The organism is Corynebacterium maris DSM 45190, assembly GCF_000442645.1.
Classification (GTDB): domain Bacteria; phylum Actinomycetota; class Actinomycetes; order Mycobacteriales; family Mycobacteriaceae; genus Corynebacterium; species Corynebacterium maris.
Genome location: NC_021915.1, coordinates 921,333 through 936,710, shown reverse-complemented (window position 1 = coordinate 936,710; position 15,378 = coordinate 921,333). Strand labels below are relative to the sequence as shown.

Genomic DNA, 15,378 nt, shown 5'->3' with positions numbered 1-15,378 from the left:
CATTTTCCAGGGGCACTGGCGTCCCGGTTCCCCTCCCATTGAGCAGTTGTACGCGCTACGCTCGGAATATGAATGTCACCGTGGCGGCGATCGAGGATCACGAGGCAACGGCCCTCGGCATTACCCACACCGTGAGTAGCTCTTCTGACCTGGAGTTTCAGGCCGTCTTCCCCACCGTGACGGGTTATGAGCGCAGCGGATGGCCGTACGCGGACGTCGTATTGCTGGACCTGCGGCTGGGTGATGATTCAGATCCTTTCGCTAACGCTCATCGGCTGATTTCCCAGGGCGCACACGTGCTCATTTATTCGTCGTTGGAATCGCCCTATCTGATCCGGCGGGCGCTGCAGGCCGGGGTGCACGGGGTAATTGAGAAGTCCCGGCCCATCGCGGAGCTTACGGAGGCGGTGCGCACGGTTGCCGCGGGCAAGGTGTACGCCACCGCAGACTGGGCCGCCGCGATCGACGCCGACGGGGATTTCCCCCACACGAAGTTGTCTGCCCGGCAGCGCGACGTGCTGGAGCTGTACGCCTCCGGCGAATCGGCGAAGCGGGTGGCTCGCTTGCTCGATCTGTCTCCGGAGACAGTGCAGGACTATCTGGAGCGCATCCGCACCAAATATGCGTTGTCGGGTCGACCCGCCAACACGAAGATCGAACTCTTCCGTCGTGCGCAGGAGGACGGTCTGTTGCCGGGCCCGGACGATCCTCATGCCTGGTCCTAGCTCCCTGGAGGCCGTCTATGCCGAACCCGCCCCCAGACAGCGCCCCACCGGACTGCCACCTCAACTGGAGGGCGCTTTTCACCGAGCTCTGCACTCGGAGTTGAACCTGCTGCGCATCGTCGCCATGGTCGCCGGCGTCAGTTACCCGATCTTCGTGGGGCTGTCCCGCAGCAACGCGGCCCGGCTCATCGACGGAACTCTGCCTCTGACTCCGTGGGCCGTCGTGGCGCTGGTGATGCTGGGCCTGTCCGCCGTGTTTCTGCTCTCGGCGGCGCTGGTGCATTCCCGCCGCTACTACTACGCGGTGTTCCGGGGCACGTTCGTGGCCTTCAGCGCGCTGCTCGCCATCCACATCGGTTTCCGTGTGATGACGGGGGCCTCCCCGTTACAGGTGCTCTATCTCGGTGATTACGCCGGGTTGCCGGCGGCCGTGCTGGTGGCGGCGGCGCCGGCGGGTGTGGGCACACTCGCAGCGTTGACGATGCTTTCCTTCGCCGTCTCCTTCAACAGCGTGGTCCCGCCGGACAGTCTGTTTTACCTCCTCATGGAAGTCGGCCACGCGTGGCTGTTGATGGGACCGTTTTTGTTCATGATCGCGCGCGGCCGACAGGTCAGCCGCCGGTTGGACGCCGCCGCGGTCGCAGAGTACCGCTCGGCGGTGACCGTCGCGCGTTCATCGTTGCTGGGCGAATTGGAGAATCGCTTCCTGTCCCACGTGCACGACACCGTGCTGGCAGATCTGCGGGCCGTGGCCGCCGGGACACTTCCGGTGGAACAGCTGAATGATTCAACGCCCCTGAAAATGCCCGATTCCCGATCCACTGCGGTCACTGCAGTGGCGAAGGCACTTCGGGAGGTGGTGAGGAAGGCCGCTCCCGGGACCGAACTCGACGCCCGCTCCGACGTCCCTCTCAGCGCCGTCATGCCCACCGAAGCGGCCGCGGCAATCATTGACTGCGTGTATGAGGCGGTGTCGAATTCCAGGCGCCACGCCCCCGACGCGAACTGCCGGGCGGTCTTTGAGTGGGACGGTCGCCTACGGGTGACGGTGTCGGATGACGGGCCGGGCTTTGATCCGTCACAGATCCCCACGGACCGCGCCGGGGTACGGATTTCGATTCTGCGCCGCCCACGCAACATTCTCGGATTGAGCGTGGAGCTGGACACCGCGCCCGGGGCGGGTACGCGGGTGCGCGTGGAATGGGACAGGAGCACCTCGTCCACGGAGACGGCTGCCCCGGAGGCTGCGCGGCGGCCGTTGCCGTCGGCGCAGGAGACGTTGGGCATCGGCACGTTGTTCCGGCCCGCGACGGCGGCGGCCGCTTTCGCGGTGTTCGTGGGCCTCGGCCTGCTCAACGATCACAGCGGCGCGTGGGGGCACTTCCTCGCGGGGTTGGCGTTGACGGCCGTGGCTTTATCGTTGTTGTGCCGCGTGGAAGGGGTGCGTCTCGACTCGCCGGCGGCCTACGGGGTGTCCGCGTGCGCCTTCGCCATGGTCATGCTCGGCCAGTTCGCGCCTTTTCCCGCTTCCTCGGAATGGCCGTACCGGTGGTACGTGCCGGTGGGGTTGTTGCTGTGCGCGTATCTGGCGTTGCGGGACCGGGCAGGGTTTGCTTGGGGGACGTGGCTGGCGGTATCCGCCGCGACGGCCCTTATCCAGGCCACGGACGCGCTGTCCCTGGCTGCGGAGGCGTCGTCTGCGGAGTGGTTGCTCAATCAGGCGTCGCTGCTGGTGCCGGCGTCATTCATCCCGGTGCTGCTGGGCAAATTGCTGCGTTCGCTGCCACTGTTGGAACGCGCCAGCCGCGACGAGCTCGTCAGCCTGGACCGCACGACCGGGGGCCGCCGCTTCCTCGACGGGTGGACGCAGTGGTTGCGGCGCCAGTTGCAGGTCGTCATCGACGACACTTCCCCGGAGTATGCGAAGATCATGGAAAAACGCCTGCGCGACGCGATCCGCTCACCCCTGCTGGACACCCCGGCGGTCACGGTCGCCGTCTGGGAGGCGCGGACCCGGGGCGCGCAGGTTCGGCTCATCGACGACCGCAGCCCCGCCACGGCCGACCCCGCCCCGCACCGGGAGTTGGAGGAACGTCTGGTGTCCACCGCCGCTGATTTGGACGACTGCGACGCGCTGACGGTGCGGTTGCTGCCCCCGGGCCGCCACTCCTATGCCACGCTGGTGGCCGAACTCGGCGACGGCGAGGCCCGGCGCGTCAGCGTGCCGGTCACTCGCTGACGGAAAAGACCTTGCCCTTGCGCGCTTTCTTCTTTCCCTCCCCGCCCGTGACGTCGGTGGCGTCCACGTCGAACATCGAACTCAAGAAATCCGCCATCCACTGCAGCAGCTCCTCGTCACGCAGCTTCGGGGCGGTGACGTTGCGGCCGGCCTTGGGGAAGGACAACTGGATGGCCTTGGCGGCGGCCCGGTAGTTCGAGCCCGGGAACAGGCGCTTGAGACGCACCTGCTTCGAATCGGCCAACTCCACCGGGTGGACCTTGATGCGGGTGCCCTGCACCCCGATGTCGGTGACCCCGGCGCGACGGGCCTGGTGCCGCAGGCGGGCGACGGCCAACAGCCGGGAGACTTCTTCCGGGACGGGGCCGTAGCGGTCCTCCATCTCCTCCACGATCAGCTGCAGATCCGTGTTGTCCTTCGACGAGGCGATCTTGCGGTAGATCTCCAGGCGCAGCCGCTCGGAGTTGATGTAAGACTCCGGGATGTGCGCGTCGACGGGCAGGTCGATGCGGATTTCCTTCGGCGCCTGGTCGGTGGCGTCGATGGTCTCACCCTTGGCCAGGGCCTTGTACGCCTCGACGGCCTCGCCGACGAGGCGGACGTACAGGTCGAAGCCGACGCCCGCGATGTGCCCGGACTGCTGCGCGCCGAGCACGTTGCCGGCGCCGCGCATCTCCAGGTCCTTCTGCGCCACGGCCATGCCGGCGCCCAGGTCGTTGTTCTGGGCGATGGTGGCCAGGCGGTCGTAGGAGGTCTCCGACAGGGTCGCGCCCTTGGGGTACAGGAAGTAGGCGTACCCGCGTTCGCGGGACCGTCCCACTCGGCCACGCAGCTGGTGCAACTGGCTCAGCCCCATGTGGTGGGCGTTTTCGACGATCAGGGTGTTCGCGTTCGCGATGTCCAGGCCGGTCTCCACGATGGTGGTGCACACCAGCACGTCGTACTCGCGGTCCCAGAACCCCTGGACCGTGCGCTCCAGCTGTTCCTCGCTCATCTGGCCGTGGGCGACGACGATGCGCGCCTCGGGCACCAGATCGCGCAGCTCGCGGGCCTTCTTCTCGATGTCGGCGACCTTGTTGTGGATGAAGAACACCTGGCCGTCGCGCAGCAGCTCGCGGCGGATCGACGCCGCCACCTGCTTGTCCTCGTAGGCGCCGACATAGGTCAGCACCGGATGCCGGTCCTCCGGCGGGGTGAGCATCGTGGTCATCTCCCGGATGCCGGACATGCTCATCTCCAAGGTGCGCGGAATCGGGGTGGCCGACATCGTCAACACGTCCACGTGGCTGCGCAGCGCCGTGATGTGCTCCTTGTGCTCCACGCCGAAACGCTGCTCCTCGTCCACGATGATCAGCCCGAGGTTCTTCCAGTTCACCCCGGTCTGCAGCAGGCGGTGGGTGCCGATGACCACGTCGACGGAACCGTCGGCGAGACCGCTGAGAATCTCCTTCGACTCCGCCGTCGAAGTAAAGCGCGACAACTCCCGAATCGTGATCGGAAAACCATCCATGCGCTGAATGAACGTCTTCGTGTGCTGCTGCGCCAACAACGTGGTCGGCACCAACACCGCCACCTGGGTGCCGTCCTGGACCGCCTTGAACGCCGCGCGCACCGCGACCTCCGTCTTGCCATAACCGACGTCGCCGACAATGACCCGATCCATCGGCGTGGTGCGCTCCATGTCGTGCTTGACCGCCTCGATGGCCTCCATCTGATCCTCGGTCTCGACGAACGGGAAGTTGTCCTCCATCTCCGCCTGCCACGGCGTGTCCGGTCCGAACTTCCGTCCCGGCGCGGCCTGCCGCTTGGCGTAGAGCTCGACCAGCTCCCCGGCGATCTCGCGTACGGCGGCGCGCGCCTTCTTCTTCGTGTTCTTCCAGTCCGAACCCCCCATCTTCGACAGCGTCGGGGCCTCGCCGCCGGAGTACTTGCTCAAGATGTCGAGCGACTCCATCGGCACCCACAGCTGATCCGCGGGCTGGCCGCGCCGGGCCGGCGCGTATTCGAGGACGATGTATTCGCGGCGGGAGGTTTCATCGCCGGTGTTGATGGTGCGCTCGGCCATTTTGAGGAAGCGTCCGATGCCGTGGGTTTCATGCACGACGTAGTCGCCGGTCTTCAGTGCGAGCGGGTCGACGCGGTTGCGGCGTTTCGCGGGGCGGCGTTTGGCGCCGGCGATGTCTCCGACCCGGTTGCCCGTCAGGTCGGTTTCCGTGACCACGACCAGCGGCAGCGCCTCGGCGTCTTTGTGCTTGCGCACTTTCGGGAAGACCAGGCCGGCGTGGCTGAGCGCCTGGTACAGCGTGATTTCACCCGGGGTGGGCTCCCACCCCGGGGTGGCCACCTTGGCGGGCACGCCCTGTTCCCGGAAGCGTTCCACCATACGTTTGATGGCGCCTTCGGCCGGGGCGATGAACGCCGCCCTGCCGCCCGCGGTGGTGTGCGCACGCAGCTCGGCCATCATCGCCGCGATCTCCTGGTCAGCGCCTCGCGGCGCCGGGCCCGGTTCATATTCCAAGGGCAGTGTCGCCGCTTCGTCGGCGGCGAACATGCCGGGCGGGGCGAAAGTCCACCACGGGGTGCCGTTGTCGCGTGCGGCTTCTTCCAATTCCTCGAAGGAGCGGTAGGACGACGCCGACAGGTCCAGGCCTTCGGCGGCGATCGGGCCGGAAGCGCCCATCGCGGCGGCTTCCCAGCCGGCGGCGAGAAATTCCGCGTCGGTGGACTCCAGGTCCGCGATCCGGGTGCGGATTTTTTCCGGGGCGATGAGCAACACGTGCGCGTCCTCCGGCAGGAAGTCCGGCAGAGTGACCAGCGGGCTGTCGCTGAGCACCGGGATGAGCGCCTCCATGCCGTCGGCGGGAATGCGGTCGCCCAGCTTGGTCAACAGCTCCACCAGGGTGGCGTTGCCCGGGTATTGGGTGCTCAGCGCGCGGGCACGCGCCGCGACGTCGTCGGTGACCGGCAGCTCACGCGCGGGGTAGATCTCCACCCGCCCCACTTCGACGTCGTCGAGCGTGCGCTGGTCCGCGACGGAGAACTGGCGGACGTCGGTGATCTCGTCGCCCCAGAATTCCACGCGCACGGGGTGGTCCAGGGTCGTGGGAAAGACGTCGAGGATGCCGCCGCGGACGGCGAACTCACCGCGCTTGGCCACCAAGTCGACGTGGCTGTAGGCGCGGAAGACCAGTTGGTCGGTGATCTCGCCCAGGTCGTGTTCCTCGTCTTCCGCCAGCACGATCGGGGCGCGCCCCTCAGCTCGCTCGAGGATGGGTTGGCAAAAGCCGCGGGCGGCGGTGACCACGACGCGGTAGTCGGCGAGGTTATGCAGGATCTCGGCGCGGCGGCCCACGATGTCCGCCCCCGGCGACAGACGTTCGTGCGGCAGCGTCTCCCAGGACGGGAACCAGGCGACCTTGTCGCCCATCATGGCGCGCAGCTCCGCGGCGAGGTCCTCCGCCTCGCGGCCGGTGGCGGTGACCACGAGCACCGGCGCGTGGTGCGCCAGGGTGCCGATGGTCCAGGGGCGGGCTTGATCGATGGCCTCGATGTGCAGGCGTCGTTGCCCCACGTTTCCGGCCAGCCCCTTGAGCTTCGGGTCGGTGGCGGCCACTTTGAGCAGGCCCGCCAGCATCGCCGGGTCCGCCTTCGTCGTCTTCGCTGCCATAGTCTTGTCTGTCTACTCCTGCTCCTGCGTCGTGTCCTGGCCCTCGTCCTGCGGCGTGACCAGGGTGGGGTCGGGTGCGCTGAGATCCACCGCCGCCAACTGCTCCTCCACCTCGTCGGCGGTGAGCAACTTCGGTTGGGCCTCCATGCGGGACAGCCCATTCCAGCACAGGTTGACGATGTGCGCGGCCACCGTCTCCTTGTCCGGGCTGCGCTCATCCAGCCACCACTGCGCCGTCGTGGAGACCATGCCGACGAGCGCCTGACCGTACAGCGTGGCCAACGCGGGATCCAGCCCGCGGTGCGCGAAAGCCTTGCCCAGCAGATGCGACACCTGATTGACGGCGATGTTGAGCAACGTCGCGTAGCTGCGATCCTTTCCCGGCACGGAATCACGCACCAGGATGAGAAAGCCGTCGGTCTCGTCTTCCACGTAGGTCAGCAGGGCGACCACGGCCTGCTCGATGCGTTGGCGCCACCGTCCTTCCCGGATCGCGTCGACGATGACTTTCTCCAGGGCCAGCATTTCCCGGTCGACGATGACGGCGTAGAGGCCTTCTTTGCCGCCGAAGTGCTCGTAGACCACCGGCTTGGACACCCCCGCCCGCGCCGCGATCTCCTCGACGCTGGAGCCGTCGAAGCCGCGTTCCGCGAAGACGGTACGCCCGATAGAAATGAGTTGTTCCCGGCGTTCGCGCCCGGTCATGCGCTGTCGAACCATGACGTTAAGCCTAGCCCCCGACATCCGCCGGGGCGGTTTCGGATCTGCGGCCGGACATCGGGTACGATAATTCTCCAGCGTCATGATGACGCGTTTCCCTGTGGTGTAATCGGCAACACTACGGTTTTTGGTACCGTCATTCCAGGTTCGAGCCCTGGCGGGGAAGCAACTATCGAAGGACCGTGCACCATGACCACTGATGATGCCGCCATCCACACCGGTGAGGTCGACGGTCTCGCTGAGTCTTTCGTCTGGCCCGCAGATTCGACGTTGCTCGACGCCCTGCTGAACGCCGGTATTCCGGCGCGTCACTCGTGCACGGACGGGCACTGCGGCACCTGCCAGTGCACGTTGACCGGCGGGCCCTCCCACATGCTCCACAACGAGGTGTTGGGCTCCTACGACATTGAGCACGAAGATCAGACGCTGGCCTGCCAGGCCATCCGGGACGGCGAGGGGCCGTACACGGCGGAATTCGAGTAGTTACTTGAACAGGTCCCAGAAGCTGAACGTGGTGCGTCGGTAAGCGGCGTTTTTCATTGAGCGTTTCGGGTTCTTGATGAACCCGGCGCCCTTTGTGCCGTAGCCGGGGATGACCTGCCGTTTGATCGCCCGCTTGGCCCGCCCGGTGGTGCGTGCCTTCAGGGAGCGGGTGAGGGAGGGTTTGCGCATGCCGAATTTCATGGCCCCATTGTCCCAGAAAGCGGTGCGTTGCGCCCCCGCCGGCTCAGCCCAGTGAGGCGGCGAGTTCCGTGTGGAAGCGCCTGGTGATCGCCGGGTGCGCGCGCAGCCGGGACTTCAGCGCGTTGAGTCCGGAAACGTCGAAGATTTCCTGTCCGCTCATGTCCTGGCCGGTGCCGCGGGCCGTGGCGGCGAGGTATTCCGGCAGCGGCACTTTCGGCATGCGGGCGTCGAGGTTCGGGGTCAAAAAATACGGCAGCGAGTAGCGCGCCTGCCCGGGGGCGGTGGGCAGCACGCGGTGCGGGGTGGCTTTCAGGTAGCCGTCGGTGGCGACGTCGAGAAGCTCGCCGACGTTGACCACGAAGTGGTTCGCGGGCGCCTTAACGTCGATCCAGCCGTCGCCGTTTTTCACCTGCAGGCCGGTGGATCCTTCTTCGGGCAGCAGCAGGGTCAGCACCCCGGAGTCGTGGTGGGCGCCGACGCCCTGCGCGGCTTCCCCGTTGTCGGGGGCCGGGTAGTGGCACAGTTTCAGCAGCGGGAACGGACGGGAGAAATACGGGTCGAAGAAGTCCGCCGGCTGGCCCAGTGACTCCGCCCAGGAACGCAGCAGAATCAGGGAGACGTCGGTGAGCCTGTCGGTCCACTCGGTGACCAGCGGCCGCATCTCCGGCAGAGTGTCCGGCCACGGATTGGGGCCTTCCAGCACGCGCCACGGATGGTCGTCGAGGCCGTCGGTGACCACGTCGCGCTCCGGGCCGTAATCGATCTGTTCGCGCCAATCGATCTGCCCCTGGGTGCGTTCGTCGCCGACGGCCGCGTAACCGCGGTACTGGGGGCTGTCGATGTTGGAGATCTGTTCCTTGAGTTGCGCGGGTTGGGAGAAGAACTCCTTGGCCACCGCAAAAAGCCGTCGCTGCAGATCTTCGGGGACGCCGTGGCCTACGAGGTAGAAGAATCCGATGGTGTGGGTGACCTCGCGCAGCCGCTCGATTTCGGCAGCACGGTCGGGACCGTGGATGAGACGCTGAAGCGAGATGACGGGCAACGATGACGCGGGCACGGGGTCCTCCTAGAACAAAGACTGAGCTGTCTATTTTCTTCGGGCCAGAATAGACCGGATGCCCCTCTCCCCCGCCGAACCCACGGCCTGTGCCGGAAGACGTGCACGAATACTTGAATATATTATCTTCCCCCGATGTGGACCACTATCCTCGGCGGTCATGACAGACACGGATCTCACCCAGCCGGAACAACACAATGCCCGGCGTTTCATTTGGGCGAACGGGCTGCAGGGCGTGGGCGATCAACTCGTCAACGCCAAAACGGTGCTGCCCTGGCTGCTGCAGGCGGCCGGGGCGCCCGGGTTTTTCACCGCGATGCTGGTCCCCGTCCGCGAATCCGGCTCCATGCTGCCGCAGGCCGCGCTGACGCCGTGGGTCACCCACCACCGTTCCCGCAAGCGCATCTGGCTGCTCGGTTCTGCGGGCCAGGCCGTCGCCGCCGCCTTCATCGCCTTAGCTGCGTTGTTTATGCGCGGGTGGGCTCTCGGCGTATCCGTCGTCGCCCTCCTCGCCCTCCTGGCCGTGTTCCGCTCCCTGTGCTCCCTGGCGGGCAAAGACGTGATGGGACGCACGCTGCACAAAGGCGTCAGGGGGAAGATCACCGGCCGAGCCACCGCGTTGGCCGGCGGCGTCGCCCTGGTCTTCGGGCTGTTGCTGTCGCTTTTGCAGGGTTCGCTGCCAGACTGGGCGCTGGCGGGGCTGATCGGGCTCGGCGCGCTCGGCTGGTTCCTGGCGACGGCCGTGTTCACCACCATCCAGGAACCGGTCCCCGACGATGAACCTCAAGGCCTGAACACGCGGTGGTGGTCGGACACCTGGTCGCTGTTCACCGGCGACGCCCAGTTTCGCGCCTTCGTCATCGTGCGCTCCCTGCTGCTGGTCTCTGCGCTGTCGACGGCGTTCGTGGTGACCCTCTCGCAGGAGATCGGCCACGACCTCACCGGCGTCGGCCTTTTCGTCGTCGCTTCCTCGCTCGCCTCGCTCGTGGGCGGCCGGATCTCCGGCGCCTGGTCCGACCTGTCCTCCCGCAACGTCATGGCCGGCGGTTCTGCGGTGGCGTCCGTGACGATCCTGGCAGTCGTCGCCGCCGCCCACTTCGCCCCCGACACCGTCGGGGCGTGGGGGTTGCCGCTGGGATTTTTCCTTATCCAACTCGCCCACACCGCCGTGCGCGTCGGCCGAAAAACATATCTGGTGGACATGGCCGAAGGCGATCAACGCACCCGCTACACCGGGGCAGCGAACACCATGATGGGCGTCATCCTGCTGCTCATGGGGTTCGTCTCCGGGTTGATCGCGCTGGCGGGCTCCACCGCGGCGCTGCTGTTTCTGGCCGGGACCGGGTTTGTCGGGGTCCTGGCGGCGGGCCGGATGGACGACGTCTCCGCGAAGAAGTAGTCACAGGCATGAAAATCCCCTCCGTCCACCCCTGATTCCTGAGAAAAGCTAAGAGTCTCACACCCCCGCGCCACGTTCACGCCCCTCTACGAGACGCCCGGCGATATGCTGGGCGAGTGGTTTTCCCACGTCCCCGATAACCCACAACCAGCGAGGAGACACACCGAGTGGCTACCCCCACCCCCTGCACCGTGATTGTCCTGGCGGCCGGCGCCGGCACCCGCATGAAGTCCGACAAGCAGAAAACGCTCCACGAGATCGGCGGCCGTTCCCTACTGTCCCACTCGCTGCACGCCGCCCACGGCCTGAACCCGGAGCACATCGTGGCCGTCGTGGGCCACCAGCGCGACCAGGTCTCCCCCGAGGCCGACCGTGTCGCCGAGGAACTGGGCCGCGAGGTCATGCAGGCGGTGCAGGAAGAGCAGAACGGCACCGGACACGCCGTCTCCTGCGGACTGGCCGACCTGGCCGACTACGACGGCACCGTCATCGTCACCAACGCCGACGTGCCGCTGCTGACGGCTGCGACCCTGCAGTCGCTGCACGACGCCCACGTCTCCGCCGGCGCCGCGGTCACCGTGTTGACCATGAAGCTGCCCGATCCGACCGGTTACGGCCGCATCGTGCGCGACGACTCCGACGAGGTCACCGCCATCGTGGAGCAGAAGGACGCCACTGAAGAGCAGCGCGCCATCGACGAGGTCAACTCCGGCGTCTTCGCCTTCGACGGCGCCATCCTGCGCGACGCGCTGGGACGCCTGGACACCGACAATGCGCAGGGCGAACTGTACCTGACCGACGTGTTGGGCATCGCCCGCGGCGACGGCCACCCCGTGCGTGCGCACATCGCCGACGACGCCCGTGAGCTGGCCGGAGTGAACAACCGCGTGCAGTTGGCCGAGGCCGGCCGCGAGCTCAACCGCCGCACCGTCGAGCAGGCCATGCTGGGCGGCGCCACCGTCGTCGACCCGCAGTCCACCTGGATCGGCGTCGACGTCACCGTCGGCCGCGACGTGATCATCCACCCGAACACGCAGCTGTGGGGCGCCACCTCCATCGCCGACGGCGCGGAGATCGGCCCGGACACCACGCTGACCGACATGACCGTCGGCGCCGGCGCCACCGTCATTCGCACCCACGCAGAGCGTTCCGTCATCGGCGCCGACGCCGCCGTCGGCCCGTTCACCTACATCCGCCCGAACACGGTGCTGGGCAAGGGCGGCAAGCTCGGCGGCTTCGTGGAGGCGAAGAACGCCACCCTCGGCGCCGGCTCCAAGGTGCCGCACCTGACCTACATCGGCGACGCCACGATCGGGGAAGAAACCAACATCGGCGCCTCCAGCGTCTTCGTCAACTACGACGGCGTGAGCAAGCACCACACCACCATCGGCAGCCACGTGCGCACCGGCTCGGACTCCATGTTCGTCGCTCCGGTGACCATCGGTGACGGCGCCTACACAGGGGCGGGTACAGTAATCCTCGACGACGTCCCCGCGGGCGCGCTGGCCATCAAGGAAGGCCGCCAGCGCAACATCGAGGGGTGGGTCGAAAAGAAGCGGCCGGGCACCCCGGCCGCAGACGCCGCTCGCCAGGCGCGCGAGCGTTCTGAGCAGGATCAACAGCAGGAAGGCTAAGGCTGCACATAATGACGGGACACTGGACCGAAAGCCACAAGAACATGATGTTGTTCTCCGGGCGGGCACACCCGGAGCTCGGAGAGGCCGTGGCTGAGGCGCTGGGCACGGAACTGACCCCGATGTCGGCACGCGACTTCGCCAACGGTGAAATCTTCGTCCGCTTCGAGGAATCGGTCCGCGGCGCGGACTGCTTCGTGATGCAGTCGCACACCCAGCCGCTGAACAAGTGGATCATGGAACAGCTGATCATGATCGACGCCCTCAAGCGCGGCTCCGCAAAGCGCATCACGGCGATTCTGCCGTTCTACCCCTACGCGCGCCAGGACAAGAAGCACCGCGGCCGTGAACCCATCTCCGCCCGCCTGGTCGCCGACCTGCTGACCGCCGCCGGCGCCGACCGCATCGTCTCGGTCGACCTGCACACCGACCAGATCCAGGGCTTCTTCGACGGCCCGGTCGACCACATGCACGCCATGCCGATCCTGACCGACTACATCATGGACAACTACGGCCTAGACAACCTCGTCGTAGTCTCCCCGGACGCCGGCCGCGTCAAGAGCGCCGAAAAGTGGGCCAACACCCTGGGCGGTGCGCCGATGGCGTTCGTCCACAAGACCCGCGACGTCGACGCCGCCAACCAGGTCGTCTCCAACCGCGTGGTCGGCGACGTCGACGGCAAGAACTGCGTTCTGATGGACGACATGATCGACACCGGCGGCACCATCGCCGGCGCCGTCAAGGTGCTCAAGGAGGCGGGCGCCAAGGACGTGGTCATCGCCTGCACCCACGGCGTGTTCTCCGATCCGGCCCGCGAGCGCCTCAGCGAGTGCGGCGCCGAGGAGATCATCACCACCGACACCCTGCCGCAGAGCACCGAAGGCTGGAAGAACCTCAAGGTCTTGTCCATCGCCCCGCTGCTGGCGCGCACGATCAAGGAGATCTTCGAGAACGGCTCCGTGACCACCCTCTTCGAGGGCGACGCCTAGACTTTTTCGCCCGACGCCCCGTCGACCGCCCCTGTGGCGGTCGACGGGGCGTCGCTGGTTCTGCACCACAATAAATTTTGATGATACATCACCAAACTTCTTGCAGGGTGGAAGCCGGACACCCCTTGGCGCCACCCACCATAATCCCGGCGGCAGTCAGCCGCAGAGAATGAAGGAGACACACATGACCACATTCAACGGAAAAGTAGCCCTCGTCACCGGAGCCGGCTCCGGACTCGGAGAAGCCACCGCCAAAGACCTCGCCGCACACGGGGCGAAAATCATCGCCGCCGACATCAACCTGGCCGCAGCTGAGCGGGTGGCCGGGGAAATCGGCGAGTCCAACGGGAGGCCTTCGCCTTCGAGATGGACGCCTCCACCCGTGCGGACAACAAGGCGGCGGTGGAATTCGCCGTCGAGAAGTTCGGGGCCCTGCACCTGGCGGTCAACAACGCGGGCATCAACGGCCCGGGAGCCAAGGTCGGCGAAATGGATCTGGACGCCTGGGACCGCGTCATCCAGCTCAACCTGAACGGCGTCGTCTACGGCAACCACTACCAGATCGCATAGTTTCTCAAGCAGGACGATCCCGCGCAGACCGCGATCGTGAACATGGCATCCATCCACGGCGCCGTCGCGATTTTAGAGAACGCCGCATACACGGCCTCGAAGCACGCCATCGTCGGCTTCACCAAGAACGCCGCCGCCGAGTACGGCGACAAGGGCATCCGCGTCAACGCGGTCGGCCCGGCCTATATCCGCACCCCGCTGCAGGATTCTCTGCCCCAGGAGGTGCAGGACCAGCTCGCCACCAAACACGTGCTCGGCCGTACCGGTGAACCGCAGGAGGTCGCGTCATTGGTGCGCTTCCTGCTCTCCGAGGAAGCCTCCTTCATCACCGGTTCCTACCACCTGGTCGACGGCGGTTACACCGCGCTCTAAGAGGCCGGTTCCCGCTGCCCCGCTCTGCCCAGCCCCCACTGGGCGGCCGCGGCCAGCACCAACGCCGCGGAGGACACCCAAAACGCGGCGCCGCCGATGCCCGTGTAGATCGGCAGGAAGAGCACCGGGGCGGCCGCGGAGCCGAAGAAGCGGAACGCCTGCACCGTGGAAATCAACGACGAGCCCGCCGGCCCTTCGATGACCGTGAGATTGATCGTCGCCTGAATGCCTTGCGCAGAGGCCACGGCAACGGCCCACAGCAAGGCCACCAGCACCGCCCACGGGGCGATCGGCAGCACGAACAACGCCACGGCGGCGATCACGCCGCTGGCCACCAGCACCGTCGTCGCACCGTACTGGTCCGCCATGGCGCCGATCCGGCGGGAGGCGAAGAAGGCCGCCGCCCCACCGGCCATGACCACCAGCCCGCGGCCGACCGGCCCCAGTCCGAATGCGTCGCCGACGTACAGCGACGTCATGAAACCGACGCCGATGATGCCGCACCCGACGACGAAGCTCGTCGCCATGTGCACCAGGGTCGGAACCACCCGCACGCGCCCGGCCGCGGCGTTGTCCGAGCCAGCGGGCGACGGCACCACCGGCAGGCGCACCAGCAGGATGTAGGCGGCCGCCCCGGCGGTGACCAGGAAAGTCAACCGCCAGGTGACCAGGCTCGCCAGCCCCGACACCAGCGGAGCGGACAGCATGCCCAGCGATTGCATGGCGGCGTAGGTGCCCAGCGCCTGGCCGAGCCTCTCCTTCGGAGTGATCGCGCGCAGCATGATCTGCAGCACGGGCGTGGTGAAGGCGTTCGCCACGCCGATGGCCGCGAACGCCACGGCGAACAGCCACCATGACGGCGTGAGAAGCAGCAGCAACGCCAGCGGCAAGGTCACGGCGTAGGCGGTGGCCACCACCCGGTGCGGCTGGAAACGGCGCACCAGGCGGCCGGAGACGAGCATCATCGTCGCGAACGGGAACAGGTAGATCGACATCGTGGCCGCCGCCCGGGCCACGGTGACGTCGAAAGTCTCCGCGAACTCCGGCAGCACGACGGCCAGCGCCTGCCCGGTGAAGGGGCCGACGAACCCACCGATGAGAATCGCGGCAAACTGCAGTCTTTGCTTCATAACCGCCCTACTTTATCCCTGTGCCCGCAGTCTTTCCGTTCGTCACCGACGTGATCCACCCCCTCGGTGACCCCGGGCGCCGAAGTGCCGGCGCCCGGGTTTGGCTGCGCCTCTGTGGCCGTGTTACATTAAACGCCGTCTCGGCGAGGGCCTCACGGCCGTTATCGACGCGATGATGAATCACAGATTTTT

At 66.9% G+C, this 15,378-nt stretch carries 11 protein-coding genes and 1 pseudogene; 7 read left to right on the top strand and 5 right to left on the bottom strand.

From position 1 onward, the window contains the following. Window positions 1-68: 68 nt before the first annotated feature. Complete coding sequence (locus B841_RS04480) at window positions 69-725, top strand: response regulator transcription factor (protein WP_041631748.1); 657 nt, start codon at window positions 69-71, stop codon at window positions 723-725. Beyond that, window positions 712-2,964: a sensor histidine kinase gene (locus B841_RS04475; RefSeq protein ID WP_156844701.1), complete on the top strand. Its 2,253-nt coding sequence runs from the start codon at window positions 712-714 to the stop codon at window positions 2,962-2,964. Before B841_RS04480 ends, B841_RS04475 begins: the two co-directional genes overlap by 14 nt. On the opposite strand, the gene mfd is transcribed toward B841_RS04475, so the two are convergent. Both mfd and B841_RS04465 read right to left on the bottom strand, forming a co-directional pair. Further along, entirely contained in the window at window positions 2,954-6,598 is a 3,645-nt protein-coding gene (mfd, locus tag B841_RS04470) for a transcription-repair coupling factor (protein WP_041632069.1), read from the bottom strand. The genes B841_RS04475 and mfd overlap by 11 nt on opposite strands. 45 nt (window positions 6,599-6,643) lie before the next feature. Beyond that, entirely contained in the window at window positions 6,644-7,351 is a 708-nt protein-coding gene (locus tag B841_RS04465) for a TetR/AcrR family transcriptional regulator (RefSeq protein ID WP_084481971.1), read from the bottom strand. Window positions 7,352-7,540: 189 nt separating this feature from the next. Here B841_RS04465 and B841_RS04455 point away from each other — a divergent pair, with 189 nt between their 5' ends. After that, window positions 7,541-7,834: a 2Fe-2S iron-sulfur cluster-binding protein gene (locus B841_RS04455; RefSeq protein WP_020934292.1), complete on the top strand. Its 294-nt coding sequence runs from the start codon at window positions 7,541-7,543 to the stop codon at window positions 7,832-7,834. Here the strand turns inward: B841_RS04455 and B841_RS04450 are convergent, their stop codons facing one another. After that, window positions 7,835-8,035: a hypothetical protein gene (locus tag B841_RS04450; protein ID WP_020934291.1), complete on the bottom strand. Its 201-nt coding sequence runs from the start codon at window positions 8,033-8,035 to the stop codon at window positions 7,835-7,837. 43 nt (window positions 8,036-8,078) lie between these two features. Further along, window positions 8,079-9,092 (bottom strand): isopenicillin N synthase family dioxygenase, encoded by a 1,014-nt coding sequence (locus B841_RS04445; RefSeq protein WP_041631747.1) that lies wholly within the window; start codon window positions 9,090-9,092, stop codon window positions 8,079-8,081. 160 nt (window positions 9,093-9,252) lie between these two features. On the opposite strand from B841_RS04445, the gene B841_RS04440 reads away from it, so the two are divergent. From B841_RS04440 to B841_RS04425, 4 genes and pseudogenes are all read left to right on the top strand, one after another. Then, window positions 9,253-10,491: an MFS transporter gene (locus B841_RS04440; RefSeq protein ID WP_020934289.1), complete on the top strand. Its 1,239-nt coding sequence runs from the start codon at window positions 9,253-9,255 to the stop codon at window positions 10,489-10,491. 167 nt (window positions 10,492-10,658) lie between these two features. Then, on the top strand, window positions 10,659-12,125 hold the full coding sequence (gene glmU / locus B841_RS04435) for a bifunctional UDP-N-acetylglucosamine diphosphorylase/glucosamine-1-phosphate N-acetyltransferase GlmU (RefSeq protein WP_020934288.1): 1,467 nt from the start codon (window positions 10,659-10,661) through the stop codon (window positions 12,123-12,125). Between the two features lie 11 nt (window positions 12,126-12,136). Continuing rightward, on the top strand, window positions 12,137-13,114 hold the full coding sequence (locus B841_RS04430) for a ribose-phosphate diphosphokinase (RefSeq protein ID WP_020934287.1): 978 nt from the start codon (window positions 12,137-12,139) through the stop codon (window positions 13,112-13,114). Window positions 13,115-13,283: 169 nt separating this feature from the next. Next, window positions 13,284-14,056: pseudogene (locus B841_RS04425) on the top strand (SDR family NAD(P)-dependent oxidoreductase). On the opposite strand, the gene B841_RS04420 reads toward B841_RS04425, so the two are convergent. Further along, complete coding sequence (locus tag B841_RS04420) at window positions 14,053-15,186, bottom strand: MFS transporter (RefSeq protein WP_020934286.1); 1,134 nt, start codon at window positions 15,184-15,186, stop codon at window positions 14,053-14,055. The pseudogene B841_RS04425 and the gene B841_RS04420 overlap by 4 nt on opposite strands. Between the last annotated feature and the right edge of the window lie 192 nt (window positions 15,187-15,378).

Excerpts from the sequence above, each read along its gene's own strand:
- B841_RS04480 (WP_041631748.1), top strand. The coding sequence starts at position 69 with ATGAATGTCACCGTGGCGGCGATCGAGGATCACGAGGCAACGGCCCTC.
- B841_RS04475 (WP_156844701.1), top strand. The coding sequence starts at position 712 with ATGCCTGGTCCTAGCTCCCTGGAGGCCGTCTATGCCGAACCCGCCCCC.
- mfd (WP_041632069.1), bottom strand. The coding sequence starts at position 6,598 with ATGCTGGCGGGCCTGCTCAAAGTGGCCGCCACCGACCCGAAGCTCAAG.
- B841_RS04465 (WP_084481971.1), bottom strand. The coding sequence starts at position 7,351 with ATGGTTCGACAGCGCATGACCGGGCGCGAACGCCGGGAACAACTCATT.
- B841_RS04455 (WP_020934292.1), top strand. The coding sequence starts at position 7,541 with ATGACCACTGATGATGCCGCCATCCACACCGGTGAGGTCGACGGTCTC.
- B841_RS04450 (WP_020934291.1), bottom strand. The coding sequence starts at position 8,035 with ATGAAATTCGGCATGCGCAAACCCTCCCTCACCCGCTCCCTGAAGGCA.
- B841_RS04440 (WP_020934289.1), top strand. The coding sequence starts at position 9,253 with ATGACAGACACGGATCTCACCCAGCCGGAACAACACAATGCCCGGCGT.
- B841_RS04430 (WP_020934287.1), top strand. The coding sequence starts at position 12,137 with ATGACGGGACACTGGACCGAAAGCCACAAGAACATGATGTTGTTCTCC.
- B841_RS04420 (WP_020934286.1), bottom strand. The coding sequence starts at position 15,186 with ATGAAGCAAAGACTGCAGTTTGCCGCGATTCTCATCGGTGGGTTCGTC.